General features: G+C 69.4%; 27 protein-coding genes and 1 pseudogene. 16 read left to right on the forward strand and 12 right to left on the reverse strand.

Annotated elements, in window-relative coordinates; genetic code table 11:
- Nucleotides 1–189 precede the first annotated feature (189 nt).
- Both mshD and VME70_13495 read right to left on the reverse strand, forming a co-directional pair.
- Complete coding sequence (gene mshD, locus VME70_13490; GenBank protein ID HTW21213.1) at nucleotides 190–1,068, reverse strand: mycothiol synthase; 879 nt, start codon at nucleotides 1,066–1,068, stop codon at nucleotides 190–192.
- A gap of 28 nt (nucleotides 1,069–1,096) precedes the next feature.
- Nucleotides 1,097–1,867: a response regulator transcription factor gene (locus VME70_13495; GenBank protein ID HTW21214.1), complete on the reverse strand. Its 771-nt coding sequence runs from the start codon at nucleotides 1,865–1,867 to the stop codon at nucleotides 1,097–1,099.
- A gap of 142 nt (nucleotides 1,868–2,009) precedes the next feature.
- On the opposite strand from VME70_13495, the gene VME70_13500 reads away from it, so the two are divergent.
- From VME70_13500 to VME70_13510, 3 genes are read left to right on the forward strand one after another with little or no spacing between them, the layout of a single operon-like run.
- Entirely contained in the window at nucleotides 2,010–2,813 is an 804-nt protein-coding gene (locus VME70_13500; protein HTW21215.1) for an alpha/beta fold hydrolase, read from the forward strand.
- Entirely contained in the window at nucleotides 2,804–3,058 is a 255-nt protein-coding gene (locus tag VME70_13505) for a MoaD/ThiS family protein (GenBank protein ID HTW21216.1), read from the forward strand. Before VME70_13500 ends, VME70_13505 begins: the two co-directional genes overlap by 10 nt.
- A gap of 2 nt (nucleotides 3,059–3,060) precedes the next feature.
- The gene (locus VME70_13510; GenBank protein HTW21217.1) at nucleotides 3,061–3,789 is read left to right on the forward strand and encodes a DUF2993 domain-containing protein; all 729 of its coding nucleotides are present in this window, start codon (nucleotides 3,061–3,063) and stop codon (nucleotides 3,787–3,789) included.
- A 14-nt stretch (nucleotides 3,790–3,803) separates the two neighbouring features.
- Here the strand turns inward: VME70_13510 and VME70_13515 are convergent, their stop codons facing one another.
- From VME70_13515 to VME70_13525, 3 genes are all read right to left on the reverse strand, one after another.
- Entirely contained in the window at nucleotides 3,804–4,397 is a 594-nt protein-coding gene (locus VME70_13515) for a hypothetical protein (protein ID HTW21218.1), read from the reverse strand.
- Nucleotides 4,394–4,891: a SigE family RNA polymerase sigma factor gene (locus tag VME70_13520; protein ID HTW21219.1), complete on the reverse strand. Its 498-nt coding sequence runs from the start codon at nucleotides 4,889–4,891 to the stop codon at nucleotides 4,394–4,396. The genes VME70_13515 and VME70_13520 overlap by 4 nt, the downstream gene beginning before the upstream one ends.
- Before the next feature lie 144 nt (nucleotides 4,892–5,035).
- Complete coding sequence (locus VME70_13525) at nucleotides 5,036–6,841, reverse strand: MFS transporter (GenBank protein ID HTW21220.1); 1,806 nt, start codon at nucleotides 6,839–6,841, stop codon at nucleotides 5,036–5,038.
- Nucleotides 6,842–7,229: 388 nt separating this feature from the next.
- Here VME70_13525 and VME70_13530 point away from each other — a divergent pair, with 388 nt between their 5' ends.
- Both VME70_13530 and VME70_13535 read left to right on the forward strand, forming a co-directional pair.
- Nucleotides 7,230–8,063, forward strand: a complete 834-nt coding sequence (locus tag VME70_13530; GenBank protein ID HTW21221.1) for a sulfurtransferase — start codon at nucleotides 7,230–7,232, stop codon at nucleotides 8,061–8,063.
- 2 nt (nucleotides 8,064–8,065) lie between these two features.
- Entirely contained in the window at nucleotides 8,066–8,365 is a 300-nt protein-coding gene (locus VME70_13535; protein HTW21222.1) for a DUF1416 domain-containing protein, read from the forward strand.
- 132 nt (nucleotides 8,366–8,497) lie between these two features.
- On the opposite strand, the gene VME70_13540 is transcribed toward VME70_13535, so the two are convergent.
- Nucleotides 8,498–9,274: an SDR family NAD(P)-dependent oxidoreductase gene (locus VME70_13540; protein HTW21223.1), complete on the reverse strand. Its 777-nt coding sequence runs from the start codon at nucleotides 9,272–9,274 to the stop codon at nucleotides 8,498–8,500.
- A 169-nt stretch (nucleotides 9,275–9,443) separates the two neighbouring features.
- Here VME70_13540 and cysD point away from each other — a divergent pair, with 169 nt between their 5' ends.
- The 3 genes and pseudogenes from cysD (at nucleotide 9,444) to VME70_13555 (ending at nucleotide 12,428) form a co-directional block, all read left to right on the forward strand.
- On the forward strand, nucleotides 9,444–10,355 hold the full coding sequence (gene cysD / locus VME70_13545; protein ID HTW21224.1) for a sulfate adenylyltransferase subunit CysD: 912 nt from the start codon (nucleotides 9,444–9,446) through the stop codon (nucleotides 10,353–10,355).
- A 13-nt stretch (nucleotides 10,356–10,368) separates the two neighbouring features.
- Nucleotides 10,369–11,607 (forward strand): annotated as a pseudogene (locus VME70_13550) (GTP-binding protein).
- 56 nt (nucleotides 11,608–11,663) lie between these two features.
- A complete protein-coding gene (locus VME70_13555; GenBank protein ID HTW21225.1) occupies nucleotides 11,664–12,428 on the forward strand; it encodes a 3'(2'),5'-bisphosphate nucleotidase CysQ in 765 nt (254 codons plus the stop codon).
- Here the strand turns inward: VME70_13555 and cysC are convergent.
- Entirely contained in the window at nucleotides 12,425–13,417 is a 993-nt protein-coding gene (gene cysC / locus VME70_13560; protein HTW21226.1) for an adenylyl-sulfate kinase, read from the reverse strand. The two genes, VME70_13555 and cysC, sit on opposite strands and share 4 nt — an antisense overlap.
- 50 nt (nucleotides 13,418–13,467) lie before the next feature.
- Here cysC and VME70_13565 point away from each other — a divergent pair, with 50 nt between their 5' ends.
- Both VME70_13565 and VME70_13570 read left to right on the forward strand, forming a co-directional pair.
- Nucleotides 13,468–14,643 carry an acyl-CoA dehydrogenase family protein gene (locus VME70_13565; GenBank protein ID HTW21227.1) on the forward strand — a complete coding sequence of 392 codons (1,176 nt, stop codon included), beginning with the start codon at nucleotides 13,468–13,470 and terminating at the stop codon, nucleotides 14,641–14,643.
- On the forward strand, nucleotides 14,640–15,146 hold the full coding sequence (locus VME70_13570; GenBank protein HTW21228.1) for an FABP family protein: 507 nt from the start codon (nucleotides 14,640–14,642) through the stop codon (nucleotides 15,144–15,146). Before VME70_13565 ends, VME70_13570 begins: the two co-directional genes overlap by 4 nt.
- Before the next feature lie 27 nt (nucleotides 15,147–15,173).
- On the opposite strand, the gene galE is transcribed toward VME70_13570, so the two are convergent.
- The gene (gene galE / locus VME70_13575) at nucleotides 15,174–16,169 is read right to left on the reverse strand and encodes a UDP-glucose 4-epimerase GalE (GenBank protein ID HTW21229.1); all 996 of its coding nucleotides are present in this window, start codon (nucleotides 16,167–16,169) and stop codon (nucleotides 15,174–15,176) included.
- 133 nt (nucleotides 16,170–16,302) lie between these two features.
- Between galE and VME70_13580 the strand changes: the two genes are divergently transcribed.
- Nucleotides 16,303–17,565 carry a peptidoglycan-binding protein gene (locus VME70_13580; GenBank protein HTW21230.1) on the forward strand — a complete coding sequence of 421 codons (1,263 nt, stop codon included), beginning with the start codon at nucleotides 16,303–16,305 and terminating at the stop codon, nucleotides 17,563–17,565.
- 399 nt (nucleotides 17,566–17,964) lie between these two features.
- Nucleotides 17,965–19,464, forward strand: coding sequence for a sugar transferase (locus VME70_13585; protein HTW21231.1), 1,500 nt, complete (start codon nucleotides 17,965–17,967; stop codon nucleotides 19,462–19,464).
- Nucleotides 19,465–19,492: 28 nt separating this feature from the next.
- Here VME70_13585 and rfbD read toward each other — a convergent pair whose 3' ends face one another.
- On the reverse strand, nucleotides 19,493–20,362 hold the full coding sequence (gene rfbD / locus VME70_13590; protein ID HTW21232.1) for a dTDP-4-dehydrorhamnose reductase: 870 nt from the start codon (nucleotides 20,360–20,362) through the stop codon (nucleotides 19,493–19,495).
- A complete protein-coding gene (gene rfbB / locus VME70_13595; GenBank protein ID HTW21233.1) occupies nucleotides 20,359–21,339 on the reverse strand; it encodes a dTDP-glucose 4,6-dehydratase in 981 nt (326 codons plus the stop codon). Before rfbB ends, rfbD begins: the two co-directional genes overlap by 4 nt.
- A gap of 46 nt (nucleotides 21,340–21,385) precedes the next feature.
- Between rfbB and rfbA the strand changes: the two genes are divergently transcribed.
- The 3 genes from rfbA (at nucleotide 21,386) to VME70_13610 (ending at nucleotide 23,121) form a co-directional block, all read left to right on the forward strand.
- On the forward strand, nucleotides 21,386–22,267 hold the full coding sequence (gene rfbA / locus VME70_13600; protein ID HTW21234.1) for a glucose-1-phosphate thymidylyltransferase RfbA: 882 nt from the start codon (nucleotides 21,386–21,388) through the stop codon (nucleotides 22,265–22,267).
- A complete protein-coding gene (gene rfbC, locus VME70_13605; protein HTW21235.1) occupies nucleotides 22,264–22,863 on the forward strand; it encodes a dTDP-4-dehydrorhamnose 3,5-epimerase in 600 nt (199 codons plus the stop codon). The genes rfbA and rfbC overlap by 4 nt, the downstream gene beginning before the upstream one ends.
- Nucleotides 22,864–22,953: 90 nt before the next feature.
- Nucleotides 22,954–23,121, forward strand: a complete 168-nt coding sequence (locus VME70_13610; GenBank protein ID HTW21236.1) for a hypothetical protein — start codon at nucleotides 22,954–22,956, stop codon at nucleotides 23,119–23,121.
- Between the two features lie 22 nt (nucleotides 23,122–23,143).
- On the opposite strand, the gene VME70_13615 is transcribed toward VME70_13610, so the two are convergent.
- Complete coding sequence (locus VME70_13615; protein ID HTW21237.1) at nucleotides 23,144–24,394, reverse strand: glycosyltransferase; 1,251 nt, start codon at nucleotides 24,392–24,394, stop codon at nucleotides 23,144–23,146.
- A gap of 11 nt (nucleotides 24,395–24,405) precedes the next feature.
- Entirely contained in the window at nucleotides 24,406–25,014 is a 609-nt protein-coding gene (locus VME70_13620) for a tetratricopeptide repeat protein (protein HTW21238.1), read from the reverse strand.
- A gap of 278 nt (nucleotides 25,015–25,292) precedes the next feature.
- Here VME70_13620 and VME70_13625 point away from each other — a divergent pair, with 278 nt between their 5' ends.
- Complete coding sequence (locus VME70_13625) at nucleotides 25,293–25,952, forward strand: hypothetical protein (GenBank protein HTW21239.1); 660 nt, start codon at nucleotides 25,293–25,295, stop codon at nucleotides 25,950–25,952.
- Nucleotides 25,953–25,980: the final 28 nt, after the last annotated feature.

Raw genomic sequence — 25,980 nt, forward strand, 5'->3', positions numbered from 1 at the left:
AAGCAAGGGCTGCGCGCGTTGTTCGCGCGGGACCTCGGCCTGCTCGGCGGCCTCCTGGTCGCTGCGGTCGAGTCCGGCGGCCGGGAGTCCGTACCGCACCGAGCCTCGCGGAAGGCCTCGCGCGCGAGCCACAAGGTCGTCGAGGTGGCCACCGCGCACTAGGAGCGCGCTACGACCGCGCCGGCAGGCTCATCGCTGGAAGAGGATGTCGACGTCCCACCGCACGAAGCCGAGCCGCTGGTACACCTTGACCGCCGCACGGTTGTTCTCGTCCACGTAGAGCAGCACGGTGTGCAAGCCGCGACCGGCCAGGTAAGCGAGTCCGGCCAGCGTGAGGGCCGTCCCGAGGTGCTGGCTTTGCATCGCTGGCGCAACACCGACGATGTAGACCTCGCCGACCGGCTCGGCATCAGCGCCCTCGGGCGCGTGGATCTTGGTCCAGTGAAAGCCGACCAGCGCGCCGTCCCGCTCGGCGAGGAAGAAGCCTTCGGGGTCGAACCAGGGCTCCTGCTCGCGCGAGGTGAGGTCCTCCATCGACCAGTTCGCCTGCTCGGGATGGTGGGCGAACGCCGCGTTGTTGACGGCCAGCCAAGCAGCCTCGTCGGCGCCGACGACAAAGTTCCGGACGGTGACGCCGGCCGGCCATTCTGGCTCCGGCAACGGCGGATCGGTGAGGGAGCGGCGCATCTGAAGCAGCACGCGCTGTTCGTGGAAGCCCAGCTCCCGGAGTACGGCGGCGGTGCGGGCGGCCTGGCCGTGCGCCCAGACCAACAACCGGTCCGGAGTACCCACCCCGAGTGCCCCGACGAGCGCCCGGATGACCCCGGGGTCCTGGGACGCGATCTCGGCCATGCCGCCGGTGAGCTGTGCGTACCCGATGAGCCGGCCACCTGCGCGGGCCAGCAGATGGGTCGTCGACTCCGATCGGGGATGGGCCGCCTCGAGCATGGCCCGGTCCGAGAGCGGCCGACGGCCTTCGGCCCTGGTCACGGACGTGATCAGGTCGGCAACCTCGGCGTACTCGTCGGTGCTCAGCCGGCGGCGCGACTCGATCCCTGCGACCGACACGCTGTCAGGTCTAGCGCAACGCGGTCGGTCAGGACGACACCGGGTGGGGGCCCGGCGCGCCGCCCGGAACCGGCATCACTACCGACCCTGCATCGACGGCAAGGTCGGGCAGCGGCCGGAGCGGCTGCGCGACGAACTTGTAGCCGACATTGCGCACCGTGCCGATCAGCGCCTCGCGGTCCGGTCCCAGCTTTGCGCGCAGGCGACGGACGTGGACGTCGACGGTTCGCGTGCCGCCGAAGTAGTCGTAACCCCAGACCTCCTGCAGCAGCTGGGCCCGGCTGAAGACGCGCCCCGGATGCTGGGCTAGGAACTTCAACAGCTCGAACTCCTTGAAGGTCAGATCGAGGCTGTGCGCGCCCACCTTGGCCTGGTACGTCGACTCGTCGATCACCAGGTCACCGGATCGGATCTCGCCCGTTCCGGCGTCTGCCGAGCCGGTCCCGCTCGCGGCGCGGCTAAGTGCGAGGCGCAGCCGCGCCTCCACCTCCGCCGGTCCCGCAGTGTCGACGACGACGTCGTCGAGACCCCAGTCCGCCGACACCGCGGCGAGGCCGCCTTCGGTGACGATCACGATGAGCGGCGCCGCCGAGCCGGTCGACCGGAGCACCCTCGTGGTCTGGCGGGCACTGGTCAGCTCGTGGCGCGCATCGACGAGAATCGCGTCGGCCGGTGGTCCATCGACGAGCGGCGCGACATCCAAGGGCAACACGCGGACGACATGGGGGAGCAGGCCGAGGCTCGGCAGCACGTCGGGTGAGGCACCGCCGCAGGCGGTCAGGAGCAGCAGGCTCGCCACGTGCGGATCCTTTCACTTCCCGAGGCGTTCGCCGGGTCGTGCCGAGCGACGGATCACGTCCGGTAGCAAATGACGAACGGGCCCGTCGCGCGCCTACCTACGGGGGGCGGCGCTGCCTGGCCCGATAAGTCAGGATAGCGGGATGCCGTCCACCGCCGCGACCCCCGCTGGGGAGCGCTGCGTTCTCGGCACCGTCGACGGCGAGCAGCTGGCCGCGGTCCACGTCGAGGGTCCGGCGGGTGAGCGCGCAATCGCCGTGGTCGTGGCGCACGGCTTCACCCAGTCGATCGAGCGAGCGGCGATGCAGGCCGTGGTGGCCGGGCTGGCTAGGCACGCCGGTGTCATCGCGTTCGACTTCCGCGGTCACGGGAGATCCACCGGACACTCGACGGTCGGCCACCGCGAGGTGCTCGATCTCGATGCCGCGGTTGCACAAGCGCGCCGGCTCGGCTACGCCGCGGTCGTCACCTGCGGCTGGTCGATGGGCGGCAGCGTGGTGATCCGTCACGCCGCGCTGCACGGCGGGGTCGACGCGGTCATCAGCGTGTCGGCGGTTTCCCGCTGGTACTACCGCGGGACGACGCCGATGCGTCGGGTGCACTGGGCGATCGAGACCCGGCTCGGCCGGCTGGTCGCCCGGCGGGTGTTGCGGACGCGGATCTCGGCGGAGGGCTGGGACCCCGGCGCGCTGCCCGAGTCGCCGTTGGAGGTGGTCGGGCGGATCAGCCCGACCCCGCTGCTGATCGTTCACGGCGACCGGGACCACTACTTCCCGGCCGACCATGCAGAGGCTCTCTACGATGCCGCCGCCGAACCCAAGGAGCTCTGGGTGGTCGAGGGGTTCGGTCATGCCGAGAGCGGGGCTTCGCAGGAGCTGCTGGACCGGATCGGCGCGCACCTGCCGGCCCTGATCGCCCGCGGCCCGTGGGAGGCGCCGTGCCGGTAGGGACGATCCGCTACTGGGCCGCGGCCCGCGAGGCCGCTGGGGTCGGCGAGGAGCCCTTCGACGCGCGGACGCTCGCCGAAGCCCTGGAGATCGCGCGCCAAGTGCACGGCGAGCAACTCGCCCGGGTCCTCGAGCGCTGTTCGTACGTCGTCGACGAGTCACCGGTCGGTGGCCGCGACCCCTCGACCGTCGAGCTCACGGCCGGCGGCACGGTCGAGGTCCTGCCGCCGTTCGCGGGCGGCTAGCCGTGATTAGGCGGTTCGTGATCGCGGTCCTGGTCTTCGTGGTCGTGGTGGTCGTGGCCGCGGACCGGGTCGGTGCGCTCGTCGCCGAGCACGTCCTCGCCGGCAAGGTGCAGACCGACGAGCACTTGCCCAACCGTCCCGACGTCACGATCGGTGGCTTTCCGTTCCTGACCCAGGCGGCGCACGGGAGATATAAGGACGTCACCGTCAAGGCCACGGACTTCCCGGTCGGGGACCTCTCGGTGACCCGCCTCACTGCACACCTGTACGGCGTCCACATCTCACTGTCGGACGCCATCCACCGCAGCGTCTCCCGGGTGCCCGTCGAGCGAGTGGTGGGCACTGCGTTCGTGTCGTACTCCGCGGTCAACAGCTATCTCGCCGGTCACGGCCCGCTCGGCAGCCGGGTGTCGGTCCATGGCGGCAACGGCGGCAAGGCCGAGGTCGTCGACCGCGTCGAGGTGGCCGGCCGGGCGGTCAGCCTGCGCGGCGAAGGCACGCTGACACTCAGCGGCAACACCGTCGACGTCGGAGTCACGACGTTGGCCGGGTTGCCCGGGTCGACGGTGGCCGCTGGGCTCATCCGGCGAGTGCTCGCCTCGTTGTCGATCGCGATACCCGTCCGTGGCCTGCCGTTCCGGATGCGGTTGTCATCCGTGTCGCTGTCCTCCGGTGGGGTCACCGTTGCGGGCAGTGCGACGAACGTCGTACTCGGCAGCCGCGGCGCATGACCAGCGGGACCCGATCAGGGCGTCGCTGCGCCTGACCCAGAGTCGGTCACGCTCGGCGAGACCGAAGGCGACGGAGGCGGGCTCGAGCCGCTCTCGGTGGGCGTGGGGGTCACACACGTCGGGGTGGGCGTCGGATCCGGCGCCGGCGAAGTGCTTGCGCCGGCGGCCGCGGTGTCCGGAGGATCGCTCGGCTGCCCCGACGGCGTCTCGGTCACGCAGGCCGGCGAGGTGGCGGTCGTCGGTCCGCCGCCGCCGCTCGGGTGGTGCGGACGGGTTCCGCCCCCGGTGGTCTGCGTGATCCCCCCGGGCTTGCCCGACTTCTGGTGCCGTGGCGTTGGCGACAGAAGCGACGAGGTCGAGGTGGGCGATTTCGCGGTATTGATCGTCTGGTTGTTCGACGAGCCGTTCGTGCGGATCACGCCGACGGCCGTGCCGACGATGGCAACGATCACCACGAACGTGCTTGCCGAGTACGCGATCCGCCGCCGGCGGCGAAGATGCTGGCCGCGGGACACGACCCGGGTGAGGGCGTCGGGACCGAAGCCGGGCGGGGTCGGGTCGTCGAGGTGGCTGAACGAGGGTTCGTCGCCGGAGCCGTCGAAGGTCATCGGGCGAGCACCTCCCTCAGCGCGGCGAGCCCGCGGCTCGCATGTGTCTTCACCGAGCCCACGGAGCAGCCGATCAGGTCCGCGGTCTGCGCCTCCGACAGGTCGCCGAGATAGCGCAGTACGACGGTCTCGCGCTGGCGGCGGGGCAGTTTCGCGAGCGCGGCGTACAGATCGAGCCGGTCGTCCACCGCCGGGTCGCGCAGCTGCTCGGAGGACTTGAGCCGGTCGTTGCGCCGGATCGCGCGGGTCCGGGCCCGCAGGCTGTCCAGCGCGAGGTTGCTCGCCACCCGCACGCACCACGGCTCGGCGTGGTCGCGCACGCTGGACCAGCGGCTGTAGGCGCGCGCACAAGCCTCCTGAGCGATGTCCTCGGCTTCGTTGCGATCGCCGAGGAGGCGGTACGCGACGCGGTAGGCGTCGCGGGTCAACACGGGGAAGACCTCCTCGAATGTGGCTTCGGTGGGCTCGACGGCTGCGGCCTCGTCGAAGCTCACGACCCGCACCGTCCCCTGTTCAACGTGCGATCAGCCGACCGCGTTGACACGCCCACCGGACAACCTAGGGAAACCGGCCCGCGGCCGGGGATCCGTGGCGTCGTACGTATTGCCCGTTATACGTGCTGACGGTGGCGCTGTCCGCTAACGCGGGTCCGACGCGCCCTCGGCACCGGCACCCGCTTCGGCCATCGCGACATCGCCCGCGCCGGCCAGCCCACGCTCCACGGCCTCGGCGTGGGTGCGGCCGAGCCCGGGGCCGCGGCCGGGGGTGTGCCCGCCACGCAAGAGCGAGAACACCGCGCCGAGGAAGCACACCGCGGCGGCCATCAGGAACGCCAGGTGCAGGCCGTGCCCGAACGGGCCGGAGATCAGATGGGGGAAGAAGCCGCGGCCGGTGAGGTAGCGGTAGTGCGCGGCCGAGACGTGGGCCGCGGACGCGGACGGCAACAGCTGCTTGATCGGGTTGAAGCCCAGGAACGCGGCGAACAGCGAGCCGATCGGCGGCAGTGTGGCGATCGAGTGCGCCTGGGCCGCCGGCACGCCTTGCGCAACCAGCCCGTGGTCCAGCGCGCTCGGCAGCCGGGCCGCGAGTCCCAGGGTGATCACGGTGAAGAACACGCCGATCGAGAGCACCTGGGCGCTGTTCTGGAACGTGTTGAGCATGCCCGCGCCGGCGCCGCGCTGGTCGGCCGGTAGCGAGTTCATGACGTTGGCCGTGTTGGGGGCCTGGAACAGCCCGAGGGCCAGCCCGACCATGAGCACGAGTACGGCGAACCAGACGTAGGTGAAGTTCATCGGCAGCTCGTCGAAGAGCAGGAAGACGATGCCGGACAGCGCAACCCCTGCGGTTGCGAACGGCCGGGCGCCGAAGCGGTCCGCGAGCCGGCCAGCGAGCGGTCCGGAGAGAAGGAACCCGACGGTCAGCGGGATCATGTAGATGCCCGCCCATAGCGGCGTTCGCTGGAACGTATAGCCATGCTGGGGCAGCCAGATGCCCTGCAGCCAGATGATCAGGATGAACATCAGGCCACCGCGGGCCAGCGCGGCACACAGTGCGCTGAGGTTGCCCATCGTGAAGGCACGGATCCGGAACAGGTGCAGCCGGAACATCGGGTCCGCGACCTTGGTCTCGACGACGACGAACAGGCCGAGCACGGCGAGCCCGCCGAACATGCAGATGAGCACGAACGGCTTGGTCCAGCCCATCGTGTGACCGCCGTAGGGCTGCAGGCCGTAGACGATGCCGGTGAGGATGCCGACCAGGCCGACCGCGAACAGCAGGTTTCCGGCCCAGTCGATCCGCGCGGGGGTCCGGATGCCGCTGTCCCGAAGCTTGAGGTACGACCAGACCGTCGCGAACAACCCCAGCGGCACAGAGATCACGAAGACCAGCCGCCAGGCGATCGGCGCAAGCAGGCCGCCGAGGATCAGCCCGAGGAACGCGCCGCTCACCGCTGCGACCCCGTTGATGCCGAGCGCGAGCCCGCGCTCGTTCTCCGGGAAGGCATCCGTGAGGATCGCGCTGGAGTTCGCGAAGATGAACGCTCCGCCAACGCCTTGCCCGATCCGCATGAGCACGATCCACAGCGCGCCGTGCGCACCGGTCATCCACGTCACGGCGAGCAGGACCGAGAACGCCGTGAAGACGCCGAACCCGAGGTTGAACATCCGCACCCGGCCGTAGATGTCGCCGATCCGGCCGAGGCTCACGACCAGGACGCTGGTCACCAGCATGAAGCCGACGAGGATCCAGAGGAAGTACGGCGTGTTGGCCGGCGCGAGCGGGTCGAGCTTGATCCCGCGGAAGATGTCCGGCAGAGCGATCAACAGGATCGAGGTGTTGATGGTGACCATCAGGACGCCGAGCGTCGTGTTCGACAACGCGATCCACTTGTAGGCGATCCCCCTCCGCGCGTGCTCCTGCGGTGCTGGTGAGGGGGAGGTCATGCGAAGCCTTTCTGGCGGCAGCTGGCAGTGCGCGGGTGCATTCCTTAGCCTACGCAACTAATTGTCGCACGCCCGAATTCCCGCACCGGTGACCGTCGATCCGCGCGGTTGGCGCGCCGATCCGCGGTTGCGTAGGCTGAACGACGTGATCATCTCCGCAGTCGCGACGCGGGACGACCCCGCTCTGTGGAGCCGGCGCGCGGTCGACCTGTGCCGCGTGGCGACCTGTCTCTGTCGGGCCTGAGCCGTCCGGGGCGTTACCGCCACTGCCCCACCTGCGCCACCGCGGTGGCACCGACCAGAAGACCGTTCCCCACCCGATCCCGACTTCGTCGGCCCAGCGCTCGCCGGGCGACGAACCCTTCCCAACCGCTAGGAGATGACGACGATGGCTCGAAGCGACGTTCTCGTCGATGCCGACTGGGTCGAGGCGCACCTCGACGATCCGGGCATCGTGCTCGTCGAGGTCGACGAGGACACCTCGGCGTACGACAAGAACCACATCAAAGGCGCGGTCCGCCTCGACTGGAAGGCTGACCTGCAGGACCCGGTCCGCCGGGACTTCGTGAGCAAGGAGCAGTTCGAGGCGCTGCTGTCCGAGCGCGGGATCGGCAACGACGACACGGTGATCCTCTATGGCGGCAACAACAACTGGTTCGCCGCGTACGCGTACTGGTACTTCAAGCTCTACGGGCACGACGCCGTGAAGCTGCTCGACGGCGGACGCAAGAAGTGGGAGCTCGACAGCCGCGAGCTCGTCGACGAGGTGCCGCACCGCAAGGCGACGTCGTACACCGCGAAGGCGCCGAACAACGACATTCGCGCGTTCCGCGACGAGGTCATCGCGGCGATCGGTGTGAAGAACCTCGTCGACGTGCGCTCGCCGGATGAGTTCTCCGGCAAGCTGCTGGCCCCCGCGCACCTGCCACAGGAGCAGTCCCAGCGGGCCGGTCACATCCCCACTGCGAGCAACATCCCGTGGAGTAAGGCGGCGAACGAGGACGGGACGTTCCGCGACGACGACGAGCTGAACCAGCTCTACACCGAAGCCGGCGTCGACCTGTCCAAGGACACGATCGCGTACTGCCGGATCGGTGAGCGCAGCGCGCACACGTGGTTCGTCCTGCACGAGCTGCTCGGCCAGCCGAACGTCAAGAACTACGACGGTTCCTGGACGGAGTACGGCTCGCTGGTCGGCGTCCCGATCGAAAAGGACGTCTGAGCGTGTGCGGTTCACCGGACCAGGCGACCATCGACCGTGAGGGCATCCCTACCGGTGCGACCGTGATCCAGGGCCTGGTCTATGCCGGCGAGGCTCCGGTCGCCGGGGGCTACGTCCGGCTGCTCGACTCGACCGGTGAGTTCACCGCCGAGGTCGTGACCTCGGCGACCGGTCAGTTCCGGTTCTTCGCACGCCCCGGCGAGTGGACGGTGCGGGTCGTCCCCGGCGGCGGGCATGCGGCCGCGGATGAGACGGTCCAGGTCGCCGACGGGGAGATCAACGAGCTTCGCCTCGCGGTGTAAGTCAGGGTGCAATCGGAACGCCCAGACCCTTCGTGCCTCGTGCTGAGCGCCTTGGACCCCGGCGCCGGCATCGGTTTCCCACCGATGGCACGGAGGGTTTGGGTTGCCCTGTTCAACCCGCGCGCGGTTCGCTTACTTCGGTTGCATCCGGATGCCCGCGTCGAGGCGCACACACTCGGCGTTGAAGTAGTCGTTGCGCAGCATCTCGAGCGCGAGTGACGCGTACTCCTCGGCGTACCCGAGTCGCTTCGGGAACAGCACGCCGGCCCCGAGCCGTGCCTTGAACTCCTCGGCTGCCGGCCCTTCGCCGTAGATCGGCGTATCGATCAGCCCGGGCAGGATGGTGTTGACCCGGATGCCGACCACCGACAGGTCGCGGGCCACCGGCAGGGTCATGCCGACCACTCCGCCCTTGGAGGAGGAGTACGCCGCCTGCCCGATCTGGCCGTCCTCGGCCGCAACCGACGCGGTCAGGACGATCGCCCCTCGCTGACCGTTTTCGTCGGCATCCGTCCGCCCGATCGCCGTCGCGGCGATCCGGACGCAGTCGAAGGTGCCGACCAGGTTGATCGCGATGACCTTCTTGTAGGTGTCGAGGTTGTGCGCCGTGGCGTACTCGCCGTCCTTGCCGATCGTGCGCTCCGGCCAGCCGATGCCCGCGCAGCACACCAGCGAGCGCAGCGGCGCCATGCCGGCGGCGGTGTCCACCGCGCGGATGATCGTGTCGGTGTCGGTGACGTCGGTGTGGACGAAGACACCACCGACCTCGGCGGCAAGCGCTTCGCCCTTGTCGTCCTGTACGTCGGCGACGAGGACGCCGGCGCCGTGGGACGCGAGCAACCGCGCGGTCGCGGCACCGAGACCGGAGGCCGCACCGGTCACGACGGCTGAGGTTCCCTGCAGGTCCATGCGGCGAACCTAGCGTCTGCGCCGAGTCCGCGCGGTGCCGGGCGAGCCGGCCGGTTCGTCCGTTGGGGCGAGCAGTGCGCGACCGAATGGCGCAACCGGCGTCGTGAGCACCGATCCGGCCGCGGTTCGGCGGCACGTGGCCGCTGAGTCGATCTAGTCTGTAGGGCCTATGACAGCGCCACAGACGTACGAGCTCAGCTCGCTGCAGGCGCTCGAATCCGAGTCGATCCACATCTTTCGTGAGGTCGCGGCGGAGTTCGAGCGTCCCGTTCTTCTGTTCAGCGGCGGCAAGGACTCGGTCGTCATGCTGCACATCGCGTCGAAGGCGTTCTGGCCGGCGCCGATCCCGTTCCCGGTCATGCACGTCGACACCGGCCACAACTTCCCCGAGGTGCTCGAGTTCCGGGACAGCACGGTGGAGCGGCTCGGCCTGCGGCTCGTCGTCGCCAAGGTCGAGGACTCGATTGCCGCCGGGCGGGTCAAGGAGCGTCCGGACGGCATTCGCAACCCGCTGCAGACCGTGACATTGCTCGACGCGATCAACGACAACGAGTTCGACGCGGTGTTCGGCGGTGCGCGCCGCGACGAGGAGAAGGCGCGGGCGAAGGAGCGGGTGTACAGCTTCCGCGACGAGTTCGGCCAGTGGGACCCGAAGAACCAGCGTCCCGAGCTGTGGTCGCTCTACAACGGCCGCCATCACAAGGGCGAGCACATCCGGATCTTCCCGTTGTCGAACTGGACCGAGCTCGACATCTGGAGCTACCTGTCGGCGGAGAACGTCGAGCTGCCGAGCATCTACTTCGCGCACGAGCGCGAGGTCTTCATGCGCAACGGAATGTGGCTCCCTGTGAGCGAGTACACGATGCCGCGAGAGAGCGAAGAGATCGTGAGGTTGACGGTGCGCTACCGCACCGTCGGCGACATCCCGGTGACGGGTGCGGTCGAGTCGACTGCGGCGAACTACGACGACGTCATCGCGGAGGTGGCGGCAACCCGCATCACCGAGCGCGGCGCGACGCGCGCCGACGACCGGCTGAGCGAAGCCGCCATGGAGGATCGCAAGCGCGAGGGCTATTTCTGATGGGGCTGCTGTTCTGATGGAACTGCTGAGGTTCGCGACTGCCGGAAGTGTCGATGACGGGAAGTCGACGCTGATCGGCCGGTTGCTCTACGACACCAAGTCGATCTTCGAGGACCAGCTCGAGGCGGTCGAGCGCACATCGCGCGACCGTGGCGACGAGCACGTCAACCTTGCGTTGCTCACCGACGGCCTGCGGGCCGAGCGCGAGCAGGGCATCACGATCGACGTCGCCTACCGCTACTTTGCAACACCCAAGCGTTCGTTCATCATCGCGGACACCCCGGGACACGTGCAGTACACCCGCAACATGGTGACCGGCGCATCGACCGCAAGCCTGGCCCTGGTGCTCGTCGACGCTCGCAACGGCATCGTCGAGCAGTCGCGCCGGCACGCCTTTCTCGCTTCGCTGCTTCGCGTGCCGCACCTGGTGCTCTGCATCAACAAGATGGACCTCGTCGACTACGACGAGAGCGTCTTCAACCGGCTCAAGGACGAGTTCCGCTCGTTCGCCACCAAGCTCGATGTCAGCGATCTCTCGTTCATCCCGATCAGCGCGCTGCACGGCGACAACGTCGTCCACCGCTCCGAGAACATGCCGTGGTACTCCGGCTCCTCGCTGCTGCATCACCTCGAGGACGTCTACATCGCGAGCGACCGCAACCTGATCGACGTACGGTTCCCGGTCCAGTACGTGATCCGCCCGCAGTCCTCGGCGTACCCGGACTACCGCGGCTATGCCGGCCAGGTCGCCGGTGGTGTGCTCAAGCCCGGTGATGACGTCATCGTTCTGCCGAGCGGCCTGCGCTCGACCATCGAGGCCATCGACACGGCCGACGGACCGGTCGACGAGGCGTTCCCGCCGATGTCGGTGACGGTCCGCCTCACCGACAACATCGACGTCTCTCGTGGCGACATGATCTGCCGGCCGCACAACCAGCCTCGATCGACCCAGGACGTCGATGCCATGGTGTGCTGGCTCACCGACGAGCCGCTGCGACTGCGCGGCATGTACACCGTCAAGCACACGACGCGCACCGCCCGGGCTCAGATCCGCGAGGTCGACTACCGCATCGACGTCAACACGCTGCATCGCGACGAGTCGGCGGACTCCTTGTCGCTCAACGAGATCGGCCGGATCCGGCTGCGGACCACGCAGCCGCTGTTCGTCGATGAGTACCGCCGCAACCGCACCACCGGCTCGTTCCTCGTCATCGACGAAGGATCGGGTGCCACGGTCGGTGCAGCGATGGTGCTCTGAGCCTTGCCCAAACACCCACGCCCGGTAGACGGCGCCGATCGGCGGTCAGCATGAGCAGCCCGGACCAGCGATCGGACGCCGAGCTCGCTCGAGACCTCGCTATCGCATCGGGCCAGCTCCTGCTCGGCCTGCGGGACGAGCTCGGCTTCGACGATCCCTGGCGGCTTCGCGACGCGGGCGACCAACGGTCCAACGTGTTGCTGACCGAGGCCCTCGCCAAGGCCCGCCCCGATGACATCGTCCTGTCGGAGGAGTCCGCGGATGACCCCCGGCGGCTCGAGGCGGATCGGGTCTGGATCGTGGATCCGCTGGACGGCACCACCGAGTTCGGCGAGCCGGGCCGCACCGACTGGGCGGTGCACGTCGCGCTCTGGCAGCGCGGGGCCGGGCTGGTCGACGGAGCGGTGGCGCTGCCCGCCCGCGGGATGACGCTGTCGACCGCCGACCCACTGCCTGCGCTTCCCGTCCCTCACGACCCACCGCGGCTCGCGGTCAGCCGGACGCGGCGCCCGGCCTGGGTGGTCGAGGTCGCCGATCTCGTCGGTGGCGAGCTCACGCCGATCGGCAGTGCGGGCATGAAGGCGATGTCGATCCTGCTCGGCGAGGCCGATGCGTACCTGCACAGCGGGCCGATGAAGGAGTGGGACTCCGCGGCGCCGGTCGTCGTGGCCACGCGGGCCGGACTCGACGTGAGCGATCTCGCCGGAACCCCGCTGGAGTTCAACAAGCCGTCCCGGCTGACCGACCGGTTGCTGATCTGCCAACCCGCGCTGAGGGGCCGCCTGCTCGACGCGGTCGGCGAGGTCGAGATCTAGGCGCGTCGCTCCAACACCCCGAGGATCCGCTCGACCGCGTCGGCTACGGCCACCTCGGTCGTGTCGATGACGAGATCCGCGTCCTCAGGCGGCTCGTAGGGATCGTTGACCCCCGTGAAGGCCGTGATCTCGCCGGCTCGAGCCTTGGCGTACAGGCCCTTCACGTCCCGACGTTCGCACTCCTCGATCGGCGTCGAGATCCACACCAGGACGAACGAGCCGGGGCCGCCGGCGGCATCGACCGCCCGTCGTACCCATTGCCGGGTTTCGTCGTACGGCGCAATGGGCGCGCACACGGCGAGGCCGCCGTGCTTGGTCACCTCGGCAGCGACCCAGCCGATCCGCCGGATGTTGATGTCGCGGTCCTCGCGCGAGAAGCCCAGCCCCCGGGACAGGTGCGTCCGCACGACATCTCCGTCGAGCAGCGTGACGGTGCGCGCCGTCCCGATGCGTTCGACCAGTGCACGGGCAATCGTCGACTTTCCGGAGCCGGAGAAACCGGTCAGCAGGATGGTGCGGCCATCGCCCGTGGGCTGGGGCACCGTCTCGATCTCGATCTGCGGGCCGCTGGAGTACGCCGCGGCCAGCTCGGCGGCGCGAGCCGCCGCTTCGGCCGGCTCGACGGGGATGGGGACGACCTCGCCCGCGTGCTCGGACCACGCGGTCGACCAGGCGATGTGCCGGGCATCGTCGGGGCGGACGCCGGCGGCGGGCAGGAGCAGCAGGCACTCCGCGGGGACGGAGCCGGCCGGGAGCCGGCCATCGACGGCGACAACCACCGGTTGCTCGCTCGCCACGTCCATCGGGTGCCGCCAGGCGGAGGCGGCCAGCGCGGCGATTCCGTTGTCCTCGCGCCGGGCGACCGGGGTGCCCTCCTCGTCCAGGTAGACGTCCCCGACGTCGCCGGGCAGCATCGCGCGCGGCGCCAGCCCGATCAGGATCTGGTCGAGCCGCGCCCGCTCGGCGACGCCGAGGGTGATCTGAGCCATCGCCGCACAGTAGTCGGCCGGACCGGTCGACGAGCGGCGACCGCATCCCGGTGACCCGGACGCGCTCCTGGCAGACTGCCGTCGTGGACTTCTCCATCACCGACGAACAGCGGGCGTTTCGCGCGAGTGTCCGTGAATGGGCCGTGGCGACGGTCGCACCGGGTGCGGCCGAACGCGACCGCGAAGGCCGCTGGGATCCGGGCGTCTGGAAGTCCTTCGCCGCGCAGGGCCTCGCCGGGCTGCCGATCCCCGAGGAGTACGGCGGCGCCGGCGCGTCGATCGTGGACTGCCTGATCGCCAACGAGGCGATCGGCGAGGGCGGCCGCGACGGCGGGTTCAACCTGTCGCTCGGTGCGCACTGGGTGATCGGGTCGGTGCCGATCTGGCTGCACGGCACCGAGGAGCAGAAGCGCCGCTGGCTGCCCGGCCTCTGCGACGGCTCGCTGATCGGGGCCTGGGCGTCGACCGAGCCCGAGGCGGGTTCCGACTCGGCGGGGTTGCTGACGACCGCCGTACCGGATGGCGACAACTGGGTGCTCAACGGCAACAAGATGTTCATCACCAACGGCCCGATCGCGGACGTGTGCACCGTGCTGGCGAAGACCGGCGACAACGCGGCAAGTGCGTTCATCGTCGATACCGGTACGCCGGGCTTTCGCGTGGGACGCGAGCTGGACAAGATGGGCTGCCGATCCTCGCCGACCGCTGAGATCGCGCTGGTCGACTGCCGGGTGCCGGCGGATGCGTTGCTCGGGACCGAAGGCACGGCGCTCTGGCAGATCGCGTTCGAGTGCTTCGACTGGGAACGCACCGTGATGATGGGCGGCGCTCTCGGCGGGATGCAGGCGACGCTCGACGCGTCGGTCGCCTATGCCAAGGAGCGCAACCAGTTCGGCCGGCCGATCGCGTCGTTCCAGGCGGTCGCGCACAAGCTCGCCGAGATGAAGGTGCGGCTCGAGACCTGCCGAACGGCGGTCTACCGGGCGACGTACCTCAAACAAGCGGGCGCAGAGCATCAGATGGAGGCGTCGATCGCCAAGTACCTGGTCGGGGAGCTGAGCGTGCAGAACGCCCTGGACGCGATCCAGATCCACGGCGGCTACGGCTACCTGCGTGACTTCGGCGTCGAGCGCGCGCTGCGCGACGCGAAGCTCGGCTCGATCGGCGGCGGGACGGCCGAGATCCAGAAGCTCATCATCAGCCGGTTGCTGCTCGGTGAGCGATGACGTACGCCGGCGACCCGATCGGTCCGCTCAGCTTCCTGATCGGAACCTGGATGGGCGAGGGAGTGGGCGCGGTGCCGGGCGGCGGTGGCGCCGACTACCCGTACGCCGAGGTGCTGCGGATCGAGCCGGACGGCTCCTCGGTGCTCGCCTACCACTCGCAGCTCGCCTCGGTCGAGGACGGCAGCTGGCTGCACGCGGAGGCGGGCTGGCTGCGGGCGCAGGAGCCCGAGGACGGCGGGCCGGTGACCGTCGAGCTGGTGATCGCACGCCCGACCGGGGTGACGGAGGTCCTGATCGGCCACATCGTGGACGGTCCGGCCGGGTCCCATGTCGAGCTGGCGAGCGACGTGGTCGCACGGACACCCACCGCGCCCGCGATCACCGCGGACAAGCGGATGTATGCGGTGCGCGGCGGCAAGCTGCTCTACGCAATCGACCTGGCGGCCGGCGAGTCGGGACTCGCCCCGCACCTCGCGGCCGCTCTCGACCGCCACTCCGACTGACTCGGCGCCGGCCGGCCTCGGATCCGGTCAGCTTCCGAGGACGTCCTTGCGTACGGCGAACCACTCGAGGGTGTCGCGGATGCCATCCTCGATCGATCGATCGGCCCGCCACTGCAGCAGCTCGTTGGCCCGACCGCTCCGGGTGTACGCACCCGCGCCGTCACCCGGACGTGGCCCGGTCTCTGCGCCCGCAACAGGGGTCGGCGACACGGTGTTGAACGCATCGAGGAGCTCGCGGACCGTCGTCCCTTGCCCGGTTCCGAGATTGATCGCCAACGACCCGTGCCGGCCCGGAAGGATGTCGTCGAAGTGGTTCAGTGCCGCGACGTGTGCGGCAGCGAGATCCCAGACGTGGATGTAGTCGCGGATGCCCGTGCCGTCCCGGGTCGGGTAGTCGGTCCCCGTGATCGGGAACTCCTGACCGCTCTGCATCGCCTCGATCATCTTGCCGAGCGCATGGGTGGGTTTGGGCAGAGCGAGCCCGGTTCGAAGCTGCGGATCGGCGCCGATCGGGTTGAAGTAGCGCAGCGACAACACGCGGATCGGCTGCGTGGCGGCGATGTCCGCGAACATGCCTTCGCACACCGCCTTGGTCCGGGCGTACGGGCTGGTCGGGCCCAGCGCGGCATCCTCGTCGACGGTGAAGTCGTCGTTGACGGCGTAGATCGACGCCGACGAGCTGAAGATCACCCGGCCGCAGCCGTTGCGGAGCAGGGACGCGAACAGCCGCAGGCTCTTGCAGACGTTCGCCTGGTAGTACCCAATCGGGTCGGCGACGGAGTCGGGGACCACGATCAGCGCGGCGCAGTGGACGACCGCGGCGATGTCGGGGTGTTCCGCGAACACCCGGTCGATCAGCGCGTCGTCGGCGATGTCGCCTTCGTAGAACGGGCGGTCGAGGGCGAACTCCCGCCGTCCGGTGACCAGGCTGTCCACGATCACCGGCTCGATGCCCGCATCCACACAGGCCGAGCCGATCGTGCTGCCGATGTAGCCCGCGCCCCCCGTGATCAAGACCTTCATCGCCCGGACTCTAGTGCGTGCGCGGCGCCCGGATTGCCCGGATTGGCGGCGGTCGGGACGTAAGGCCGGGCTGGATCCCTGCCGACACACCTGGTAACAAGCGTTGACAACCGGTCAGGCCGAAGGAGCAGCGGTGCGATCCAGCGCGCGCGGGAAGTGGCGGTTTGCCGTCGCCGTCGCCGCACTCTGCTCGGTTGCCGCCCTCGGTGGCCCGGGTGTCGCGGCGGCGCAGGCTGCCGGCAGCTCGGCCAAGGTGACGACCTGCGCGGTGCTGTCGAAGGGCTCAACCGGCCCGGCGGTGCGCGCGATCCAGCAGGCCATCGGCAAGCGGGTCACCGGGAAGTTCGGCGCCGGCACGATCGAGAAGGTCAAGGCGTGGCAGCGCGCGCACGAGCTTCCGGCGACCGGCCGGATCGACGCCGGCACCTGGGCGCACCTCCCGCCGTCCGGCCAGGCCGCCTGCGGTGACCGGGTGCTCGGCTCCGGAGTGGCGCTGAGCTGTGCGCTTCTTTCGAGCGGGTCGTCCGGACTCGCGGTCACGATCCTGCAGCAGATGGTCGGTACGGCGGTCAACGGGCGGTACGGCGGCCCGACGGTCGATGCCGTCGAGATGGTGCAGGCCGCCGCGGACCTGAAGGTGACCGGTACGACGAACCAGGCGACCTGGCGCGCGCTGACGCTGTTCGGCACGCCGGAGTGCTCGACCGCGACGTCGGTGCTGCCGCCGAGCGAGTCCGATGCCAAGGCACAGGCGCGAATCCGCAAGCTCGCGGCCGCGCGGCTGGCCGAGTTGGACAAGCGAGCAGGCACCTCCACGAACCCGGTCGCGCTGCAGGCGATGGCGTTCGCCAAGAGCCAGATCGGCCAGCCGTACGTCTGGGGTGGCACCGGACCGAAGGGCTACGACTGCTCCGGGCTGCAGATGACGTCGTACCGCCATGCCGGGCTGACCATCCCGCGCACCGCGGCTGAGCAGTACGCCGGCGCCGGCCGCCGGATCCCGCTGAACGAGGCGAAGCAGGGCGACCTGTTGTTCTACGCGAGCGACGTGTCGCAGCCGTCGACGGTCTACCACGTCGCGATGTACGTCGGCGACGGGGACCTTCTCGACGCCCCGCAGACCGGCGAGAAGGTCAAGATCACGCCGATCTGGTCGACCGACCTGCTACCCGTCGTGGTCCGCCCGGTGGCTGAGCTGGCGCTCCCGGCGAAGGTCGGCGACTCCGGCTGGACGGTGAGCCAGCTTCAGCTCGACCTCAACCGGCACGGCGCCGGGCTTGCCGTCGATGGCGGTTTCGGTCCGGAGACCGAGGCGGCGGTGAAGTCGTGGCAGCAGGCGCACAAGCTGTCGGTTTCCGGGATCGTCGGCGTCACCACCTGGCTGTCGCTGAAGTAGCCACGGCCTCGGCCGGGACAGGAAAGGCCCCCGGGCAGTAACCGGTCGCTCGCGGCGCGAGCGCGGTTGCCGGCTGGACGGGCCGGCTGCCCGGGGGCACGGTGACGGTCGGGGATTCGCCGGACGCTATGCGTCTCGGCTGGTCTCACACCGAGTCCGAAGACGGCGCCTAGCTGACGGTCACCTCACGTGTCCTGTAGGTACTCAACCGCGGACCACCTCCTTTCTCGTGTCCTGCCAGCCTAAGCCTTGCGGGCCCTGCTGCCGATGTTTTTTCTGTCGGCGCTGCGCCGGGTCAACCCCGCGCTGACCTGCACCGTCGGTGTTGGAGATGGGCTGACAAGGCGACGACGTGCGCCCTAATCTGGAGCGGCTTTCTTGCGAACCTGGGGAGAACGAGTGACGCTGGCGGCCGAGGGTCGGTCAGCGGCGCCCGACCTGGCTCCGGCGGTGCGCAACCTGCTCGAGCGCGAGCGGCGTGAGCGCCAGCGGCCGGTCGACGTCTGGGGGCGCCGCTACCTCGGCATGGTTGTGGCACTCGACTTTCTGATCATCCTCATCAGTAGCTTGCTGGCGCTCTATGTCCGCTTCGGCAACACCGACCAGCACGTGAGCGGACTGTCGTACTCGACCCTGAGCGTCGTACTGGTCCCGGTGTGGGTGTGCTCGCTCGTGGTCGCCCGGGCCTACGAGGTGCCCTTCCTCGGCACCGGTGCGGAGGAGTTCAAGCGGGTCAGCACCGCTTCCCTGCGGCTGATGGCCGTGCTCGCCGTGATCGCCTACACCTTCAAGATCGACCTCGCGCGCGGATACGTCGCGGTCGCACTGCCGGTCGGCACGGTCATGCTGCTGCTCGGTCGCTACGCCCAGCGCCGCTGGCTGCATCACCGGCGGCGGCAAGGGGCGTACATGCGCCGGGTGCTCGTGATCGGCGGTGTCGACGGCATCCGAGACATCGCCGACCAGTTCAAGCGCGAGCCGTACGTCGGGTACTCACTGGTCGGTGCGTGCACGCCGACGTCGAGCGAGGCGCACGTGCTGCCGGACCTCCCGGTGCTCGGCTCGCTCACCCAGGTGCTCAGTGCCGTGGCCGAGGTCGGAGCGGACACGGTCGCGGTCGCGTCGGGGCCGGGCATGTCACCTGCCGTGCTGCGCCGGCTGTCCTGGGACCTCGAGGGCACGGGGGTGTCCCTCGTCGTGGCGCCCGAGCTGCTCGACGTGGCCGGGCCGCGGATCAGCGTGCGACCGGTCGAGGGCCTGCACCTGCTGCACGTCGAGGAGCCGGAGCTGTCGGGCGTGCGCCAGCTGCTCAAGGCGAGCGTCGAGTGGCTCTGCGCGACGGCCGCCTTCCTGCTCGTGCTCCCGCTGCTCGTCGTACTGGCGCTCGTGGTTCGGCTGGACAGCCAGGGTTGGCCGCTGTTCCGCCAAACCCGGATCGGCAAGAACGGGCGCGAGTTCACCGTCTACAAGATCCGCACGATGCGGGCCGACGCCGAGTCGCTGCTCGACTCGCTGCGCGAGCAGAACGAGTCCTCCGACGGCTTGCTGTTCAAGATCCGCCAGGACCCGCGCGTGACGCGGGTCGGTTCATGGTTGCGCAAGTGGTCGCTGGACGAGCTGCCGCAGCTGTGGAACGTCGTCCGGGGCGACATGGCGCTCGTGGGTCCGCGCCCGCCGCTGCCGCGTGAGGTGGCCAACTACGGCACCGAGGTCGCGCGCCGGCTGCTCGTGAAGCCCGGTATCACCGGGCTCTGGCAGGTGTCCGGCCGGGCGAACCTGAGCTGGGAGGACAGCGTCCGCCTCGACCTTTACTACGTCGAGAACTGGTCGTTCGCGCTCGACGCCATGATCGTCTGGAAGACGATCTTCGCGGTGCTTCGCCGCGACGGCGCCTACTAGCCTCGCCGCAGCGCGCGTCGTCGTCGCGCTACTCCCCACCCGCAAGTTCGGGATGCCGGTCGACCGCGGCGTGCAGCGCCTCCTGCCACGGCCGCGGCGGGGGCAGCCCAGCGGCTTCCCATTTCGCGGTCGAGAGCACGGAGTACGCCGGCCGCGGCGCGGGCCGCGGGTAGGCCGCGGTGGTGGTGGGGTGGACCATCGCCGGATCGAGCCCGATCTCCCCGACGATTGCGGCGGCGAAGCCACACCATGTCGTCTCGCCCTGACCGGTGTAGTGCCAGATGCCGGGACGAACCGATGCCGCGCCGAGCGCGGACAGCGCGACCGCCAGGTCGTGCGACCAGGTCGGTGAGCCGTGCTGGTCGTCGACGACGTCGAGCGCGTCGCGGTCGCGAGCCAGCCGCGCGATCGACTTCACGAAGTTGGGCCCGGTCGCGCCGTACACCCATGCGGTCCGCACGATGTGGACGTCGCCGCCCGCACTAAGGACGGCCCGCTCGCCGGCTGCCTTCGAGCGGCCGTAGGCCGACTGCGGAGCGAGCGGGGCGTCGACGTCGTACGGGGTGGACGCGTCGCCGGCGAAGACGTAGTCCGTGGACAGGTGCAGTAGCCGGGCCCCGTGCGCGGCGCACCAGCGGGCCAGGTGGCCGGGCGCGTCGCCGTTGACGGCGGTCGCGGTTGCCTCGTCGGTCTCTGCCGCGTCGACCGTGGTGTAGGCGGCGCAGTTGACGACCACCGCGGGCCGGGCGTCGTCGAGCGCCCTGGTGACTGCATCGGGATCGGTGATGTCGAGGTCGTCGCGACCGAGCCCGACGACTTCGTCGTCGCCGGCTTGAAGGACCGCCATGAGATCCGTGCCGACCTGACCGGTTGCGCCGGTGACCAGCCAGCGGGTCACGATGCGACGTGCTTCAGCGGGCGCCACCACTGCTCGTTGTCGCGGTACCAGCGGATCGTGTCCTGCAGGCCCGCTTCGAACTCGACGGCCGGCTGGTAGCCGAGCTCGGCGCGGAGCTTGGCGTCATCGAGGGAGTACCTCCGGTCATGGCCCTTGCGGTCCTCGACCGGCTCGACGAACGACCAGTCACGACCGCACGCGTCGACCAGCCGCTCGGTGAGCTCGCGGTTGGTCAGCTCGGTGCCGCCGGCGATGTTGTAGGTCTCCCCGGTGCGACCGCCCTCGAGGACGAGCGCGATGGCGCGGCAGTGGTCATCCACGTGCAGCCAGTCACGGATGTTCAGCCCGTCGCCGTACAACGGCACCGGGAGGCCGTCGATCAGGTTGGTGACGAACAGCGGGATGACCTTCTCGGGGAACTGGTAGGGCCCGTAGTTGTTCGTGCACCTCGTGATGACGACGTCGAGGCCGTGCGTTACGACATACGAACGCGCGATCAGGTCGCCACCCGCCTTGGCCGCGGAGTACGGGGAGTTGGGGTCCAGCCGGTCGACCTCCTGGAAGGCGCCGTCGGCGATCGACCCGTAGACCTCGTCGGTCGACACCTGGAGCACGCGCGGAATGCCGGTGCGCAGGCAGGCGTCGAGCAGGGTCTGGACGCCAACCACGTTGGTCGTCACGAAGTCGGCCGCCCCCGCGATGGAGCGGTCCACGTGGGACTCGGCCGCGAAGTTGAGAACGGCGTCGTGCCCGGGCAGCACGGTGTCGAGCAGATCCGAGTCGAGGATGTCGCCCTTGACGAACGTGTAGCGCGGATCGTCCGCCACCGCGGCGAGGTTCTCCAGGTTGCCTGCGTAGGTCAGCTTGTCGTAGACGGTCACCTCGGCGCCGGCGTACGACGGATAACCGTCGGCGAGGAGTGTCCGGACGAAGTGCGAGCCGATGAAACCAGCGCCGCCGGTGACCAGAAGTCGCACGTCGACGAGGCTACGTGACCCTCGGTTTGGGTAGCGTCATGTTCCGATGAAGGGGATTGTGCTCGCCGGCGGCACGGGATCTCGGCTCTGGCCGATCACGCGCGCGCTGTCCAAGCAGCTGCTGCCCGTCTACGACAAGCCGATGATCTTCTACCCGCTCACGACGCTGATGATGGCGGGGATCCGGGAAGTCCTGGTCATCACGACCGCCGAGGATGCCGAGGCCTTTCGCCGGCTGCTGGGCGACGGCTCGGGGTTCGGCATCGACGTCGACTATGCGGTGCAGCCCGAACCGAGAGGGCTGGCCCAGGCGTTCACGATCGGCGCGGACTTCATCGGCTCCGACTCGGTCGCCCTGGTGCTCGGCGACAACATCTTCTACGGCTCGGGGCTCGGCACCCAGCTGGCCAGGCTCGCCGACGTCGACGGCGGCCACATCTTCGCCTACCAGGTCGCCAACCCGTCCGACTACGGCGTCGTGGAGTTCGATGCGAGCGGTCAGGTCGTCTCGATCGAGGAGAAGCCGGACCGCCCACGCAGCGCTTACGCCGTACCCGGCCTGTACTTCTACTCCTCCGACGTGGTCGGGATCGCGCGCGGCCTCACGCCGAGCGCGCGCGGTGAGCTCGAGATCACGGCCGTGAACGACGCGTACCTGCGTGAGGGCCGGCTGACGGTCAGCGTTCTCCCGCGCGGCACGGCCTGGCTCGACACCGGAACCTTCGGCAGCCTGGTCCAGGCTTCGGAGTTCGTGCGCGTGGTCGAGGAGCGGCAGGGTCTCAAGATCGGCTGCCCGGAAGAGATCGCCTGGCGCAGCGGCTGGCTCTCCGACGACGAGCTCGCTGCGGCCGGTCACGCTCTGGCGAAGAGCGGGTACGGCGAGTACTTGCTGTCGCTGCTTGCCAACCGGGCCCCGCGGCGGGCATGAAGATCGAGCCGCTCGCGGTCCCGGGCGCCTGGGTCTGCTCGCCGCAGGTGTACGGCGACGACCGCGGCTCGTTCGCGGAGTGGTACCGCGACGACCTGTTGCGCGCCGCCACCGGACGGCGGTTCGAGGTCGTGCAGGCCAACCACTCGGTGTCGCGTCGTGGGGTGGTGCGGGGAGTGCACTTCGCCGACGTTCCTCCGGGACAGGCGAAGTACGTGTACTGCCCCGTCGGCGCCTTCGTCGACATCGTGGTCGACCTTCGGGTCGGGTCTCCGACCTTCGGCGCGGTCGACTCGGTACGCCTCGACGACGCGGACCAGCGGGCGGTCTTCATCGCCGAGGGCATCGGCCACGTGCTGTGTGCCTTGGCGGACGGCAGCTCGGCGAACTATCTGGTGTCGACGCCGTACAACCCGGCGGTGGAGCGGACGATCTCACCGCTCGATCCCGCACTGGGCTTGCCACTGCCCGAGGACCTCGGTGACCTGGTGCTTTCGGAGAAGGACGCCGCCGCGCCGACCCTCGAACAGGCCATCAATTCAGGCATTCTGCCGACCTACGAAAACTGTTTAGCCCGTTACGGCGAACTCGCCTGATTGCCGGCTGATCAACGTCACTCGCTCGCTACACCGCCGTTGCGCCGTCCGGCCGTCTCGTTCCTCCGAATGCCCTTCGATACCTACATCGTGAGTGAGTCGGGAGTGCCGCAAGCCGGTTCCAACGTCGCGATGCGGCTGCTCGCCGCCGGCGTCCCGTTGTCCTTGTTGATCGACCTCACCTCGCCCGACGGTCCGGACAGCCGCTTCATTCACGCGACCGAACAGCCGGACCCGATTCGTTGGTGCGCCGGCTGAACGACGGCTCGGTGCCGTGGTCTCAGCAGGTGAGCGGGCCGCCTTGGCGTACCTCGTCGTTGACGGGCAGCAGGTTGGCTTTGACGTAGGCGATGTCGGCAGCCTCGTGGATCGGCGATGGGTAGTACGTCATCAGGTGGCTGATCTGCCAGCGCGAGGTGAGCGCCGGAATGGTCCTACGCAGTCGCTCCTGCGTGAGATACATGAAGCTGTTCTCGTTGTAGAACGCGACCAGGCTCGGGTCCTGGAATGCGCCCCGGCCATCCGTGCTCGGCGTATCGGTCAGCAGGAGTCCGGCGGGATCGAGCGCCCGGTGCGCCTCGTTGAGGAACGACGCGCGGTCGCGCACCCGCGACAATATGTCGACTGCATTCACGACGCCGAGCGCGCCGTCGGGCACGCCGAGCCGCACCTGATCCGGATCGATCATGAGACGCGTGAAGCGCTCGTCGATGTCGGCGTCGTTGACATTGGCAGGCGCGTCGAGAGCGACGCAGCCGAGCCCGTTGCGGCTCGCCCAGGCAAGCGTCATCGACTCGATGTGCTCGCGGTAGAGAGCGATCGTGCCGTCCTGGATCGCGGCATTGAGGGCCGGATCCGCCTGAGTGTTGCGGCGATGAACGCGCTGGAAGTAGAGGCAGCGCGGGATATGGACGAACTCGCCGAGCTGGAACAGCCGGATCATGAGGTCCTGGTCGTCGAGAACCACCAGGCTCGCGTCGTACCCACCCGCGTCGTCGTACGCGGTTCGACGGAACGCGCGGACGTGGTTGGGCGCGTACCAGATGTAGCCGACGTTGTGCGGCGTTGCCGCGAGCGACGTGCAACGCAGGTATGTCGTGCCGTCGATGACCTCGTCGTTGTAGACCCAGCCGTTCGTGGCGTCCCAACGTTCGAGGTTGGGCGAGCCGTCATCGTTGATCTGGGTGAAGTCCGAATATGCGAGGGATGCTGTCGGGTTGCTCGCGAACGCCCGGGCGATCTCGTCGAGAGCGGTGTTGTGCAGGCGGTCGTCGTGGTCGAGCTCGACCAGGATCGCGCCGGTCGCGAGCTCGCACGCGGCTCGCTTCGCGGAACCGACGCCGCGGATCCGCGAGCTCGCGCGGTGGGTCCGGACCCTGGGATCGGTGGACGGAGGTCGCCAGTTGGTTGCCTTGCCGTTGAGCAGGACGATCCACTCCCAGTCGGTGAAGGTCTGCGCGAGCAGGCTGTCGAAGGCGTCGTCGAGAAAGCGCGGATCGTGGGTCGGCGTGAACACGGAGACGTGCGGCATCACCGGGCTCCTCAGGGTGCGGCGGACGGATCCGCGCTCGCTGACGGGCCGGCCTTGGAGCGCACCGACCGCGCGACCGACCGGACGAGCGACCGCAGGTGGCCGGGCACCCGCGTGAGGAGCGCGGGTTCCTCGTTGACGGCAACCGCGAGGTGTTGGATCCCTGCGTGCGGTGCACCCTGCCTGATCTCGAGCAGGCCGAGGTTCAGCTCCGCCGTCGGGGCAACCGGTTGGAGCGCAATGACCCGCTGATAGGTGCGCATGGCGAGTCTCGAGTCCGACTTCGCGTAGATCGTCGCCTCGTTGTAGAGCGCGGGGACGTACGCCGGGTTGGCGGTCAGCGCGGCCCGGTAGTCCGCCAGTGCACCGGTGTCATCGCCCGCGCTCTGCGCCATCACACCGAGGTCGTAGTGCGCATAGACGTTGTTGGGCTGCGCCTTGATCACCTGGAGGTAGAGCTGGCGGGCTTGGTCGAGGTTGCCCTGTTGTTGGAGCTGGAGCGCCGCAGCGAGGGTCGCCGCCGTCGTGTTGGTGCGTCCGGCGGGGCTTGAGCCGCTGCAACTCGCCACGGTGAGACCGAGCGCCACGATCAGAGCGGCGTAGAGCGGATGGCCTGGCACCGTCGATCTCCCGTCGCTTCACGACGGCCGCTGCGGCGACCGGACAGCTGCCGTCAGGGTCGGGTTGATCCGGCAAGACTTTATCGCTGCGACTGCTCGGCTCGGCGTAGCTCGCAACGGTCGGTCGATCGCCCCACCGCACCCCCTGTGCGCCTGCTGGCCGACTGCTCGATCGGCGGATTTCTCTCGCGCACGCGCTGTGCTTACATGAGCGCGCGACGCGCCTGGTCCCGCGGGTCGGTGCCTTCGGCTGTTCCCTCCTACACCGGGTGTTCTTCGTGTCCATGCCTGCGCGGTCTCCTCGTCGCGCGCTTGCGTGCGCTGCCGGCGCAGTCGCGATCGCCGCCCCTGCGCTCACGACCGGCTGGGCCGGTACGGCGAACGCGGCGATCCCATCGGCGAACGGGAAGATCTACGCCTGCTACAACCCCAAGCACGGCAACCTGCGCGTGTACGCGAAGGGGCACCGGGCGGCGCACTGCCCGGCCGGGTACAAGTCGGTGAGCTGGAAGGTCAAGGGAGCCAAAGGCGCGACCGGCAAGCGGGGTGCACCCGGGAAACGCGGCGCGACCGGGAAGCGCGGCGCGAAGGGTGCCCGCGGCGCGCAAGGTGCGCAGGGCCCACAGGGCGCGCAGGGCGCGCAGGGCCCGCAAGGCGCGCAGGGCCCGCAAGGTCCGCAAGGAGCCCAAGGTCCCCAGGGTGCTTCGGGGAGTGGTATTGCGACGATCGTTGAGAACGGCGCAAGCGCGGGGACCTCGACGGCCAACTGTCCGACGGGAGACGTTGCCACCGGCGGCGGATTTAACAATGGTGCCGTGACAGCGTCGTTCCCCGTCAACGGAACTACGTCATCGCCACCGACGGGATGGGAGGCAATCGCCGTCTCCGGCAGTGTGGTTGCGTTTGTGATCTGCGCACCGGGGGTCCCATCCGGCTAGACAAGGCTGAAAACGCGGTTGCTGCTCC

Source organism: Mycobacteriales bacterium, from assembly GCA_035504215.1.
In the GTDB taxonomy this organism is placed as follows: domain Bacteria; phylum Actinomycetota; class Actinomycetes; order JAFAQI01; family JAFAQI01; genus DATAUK01.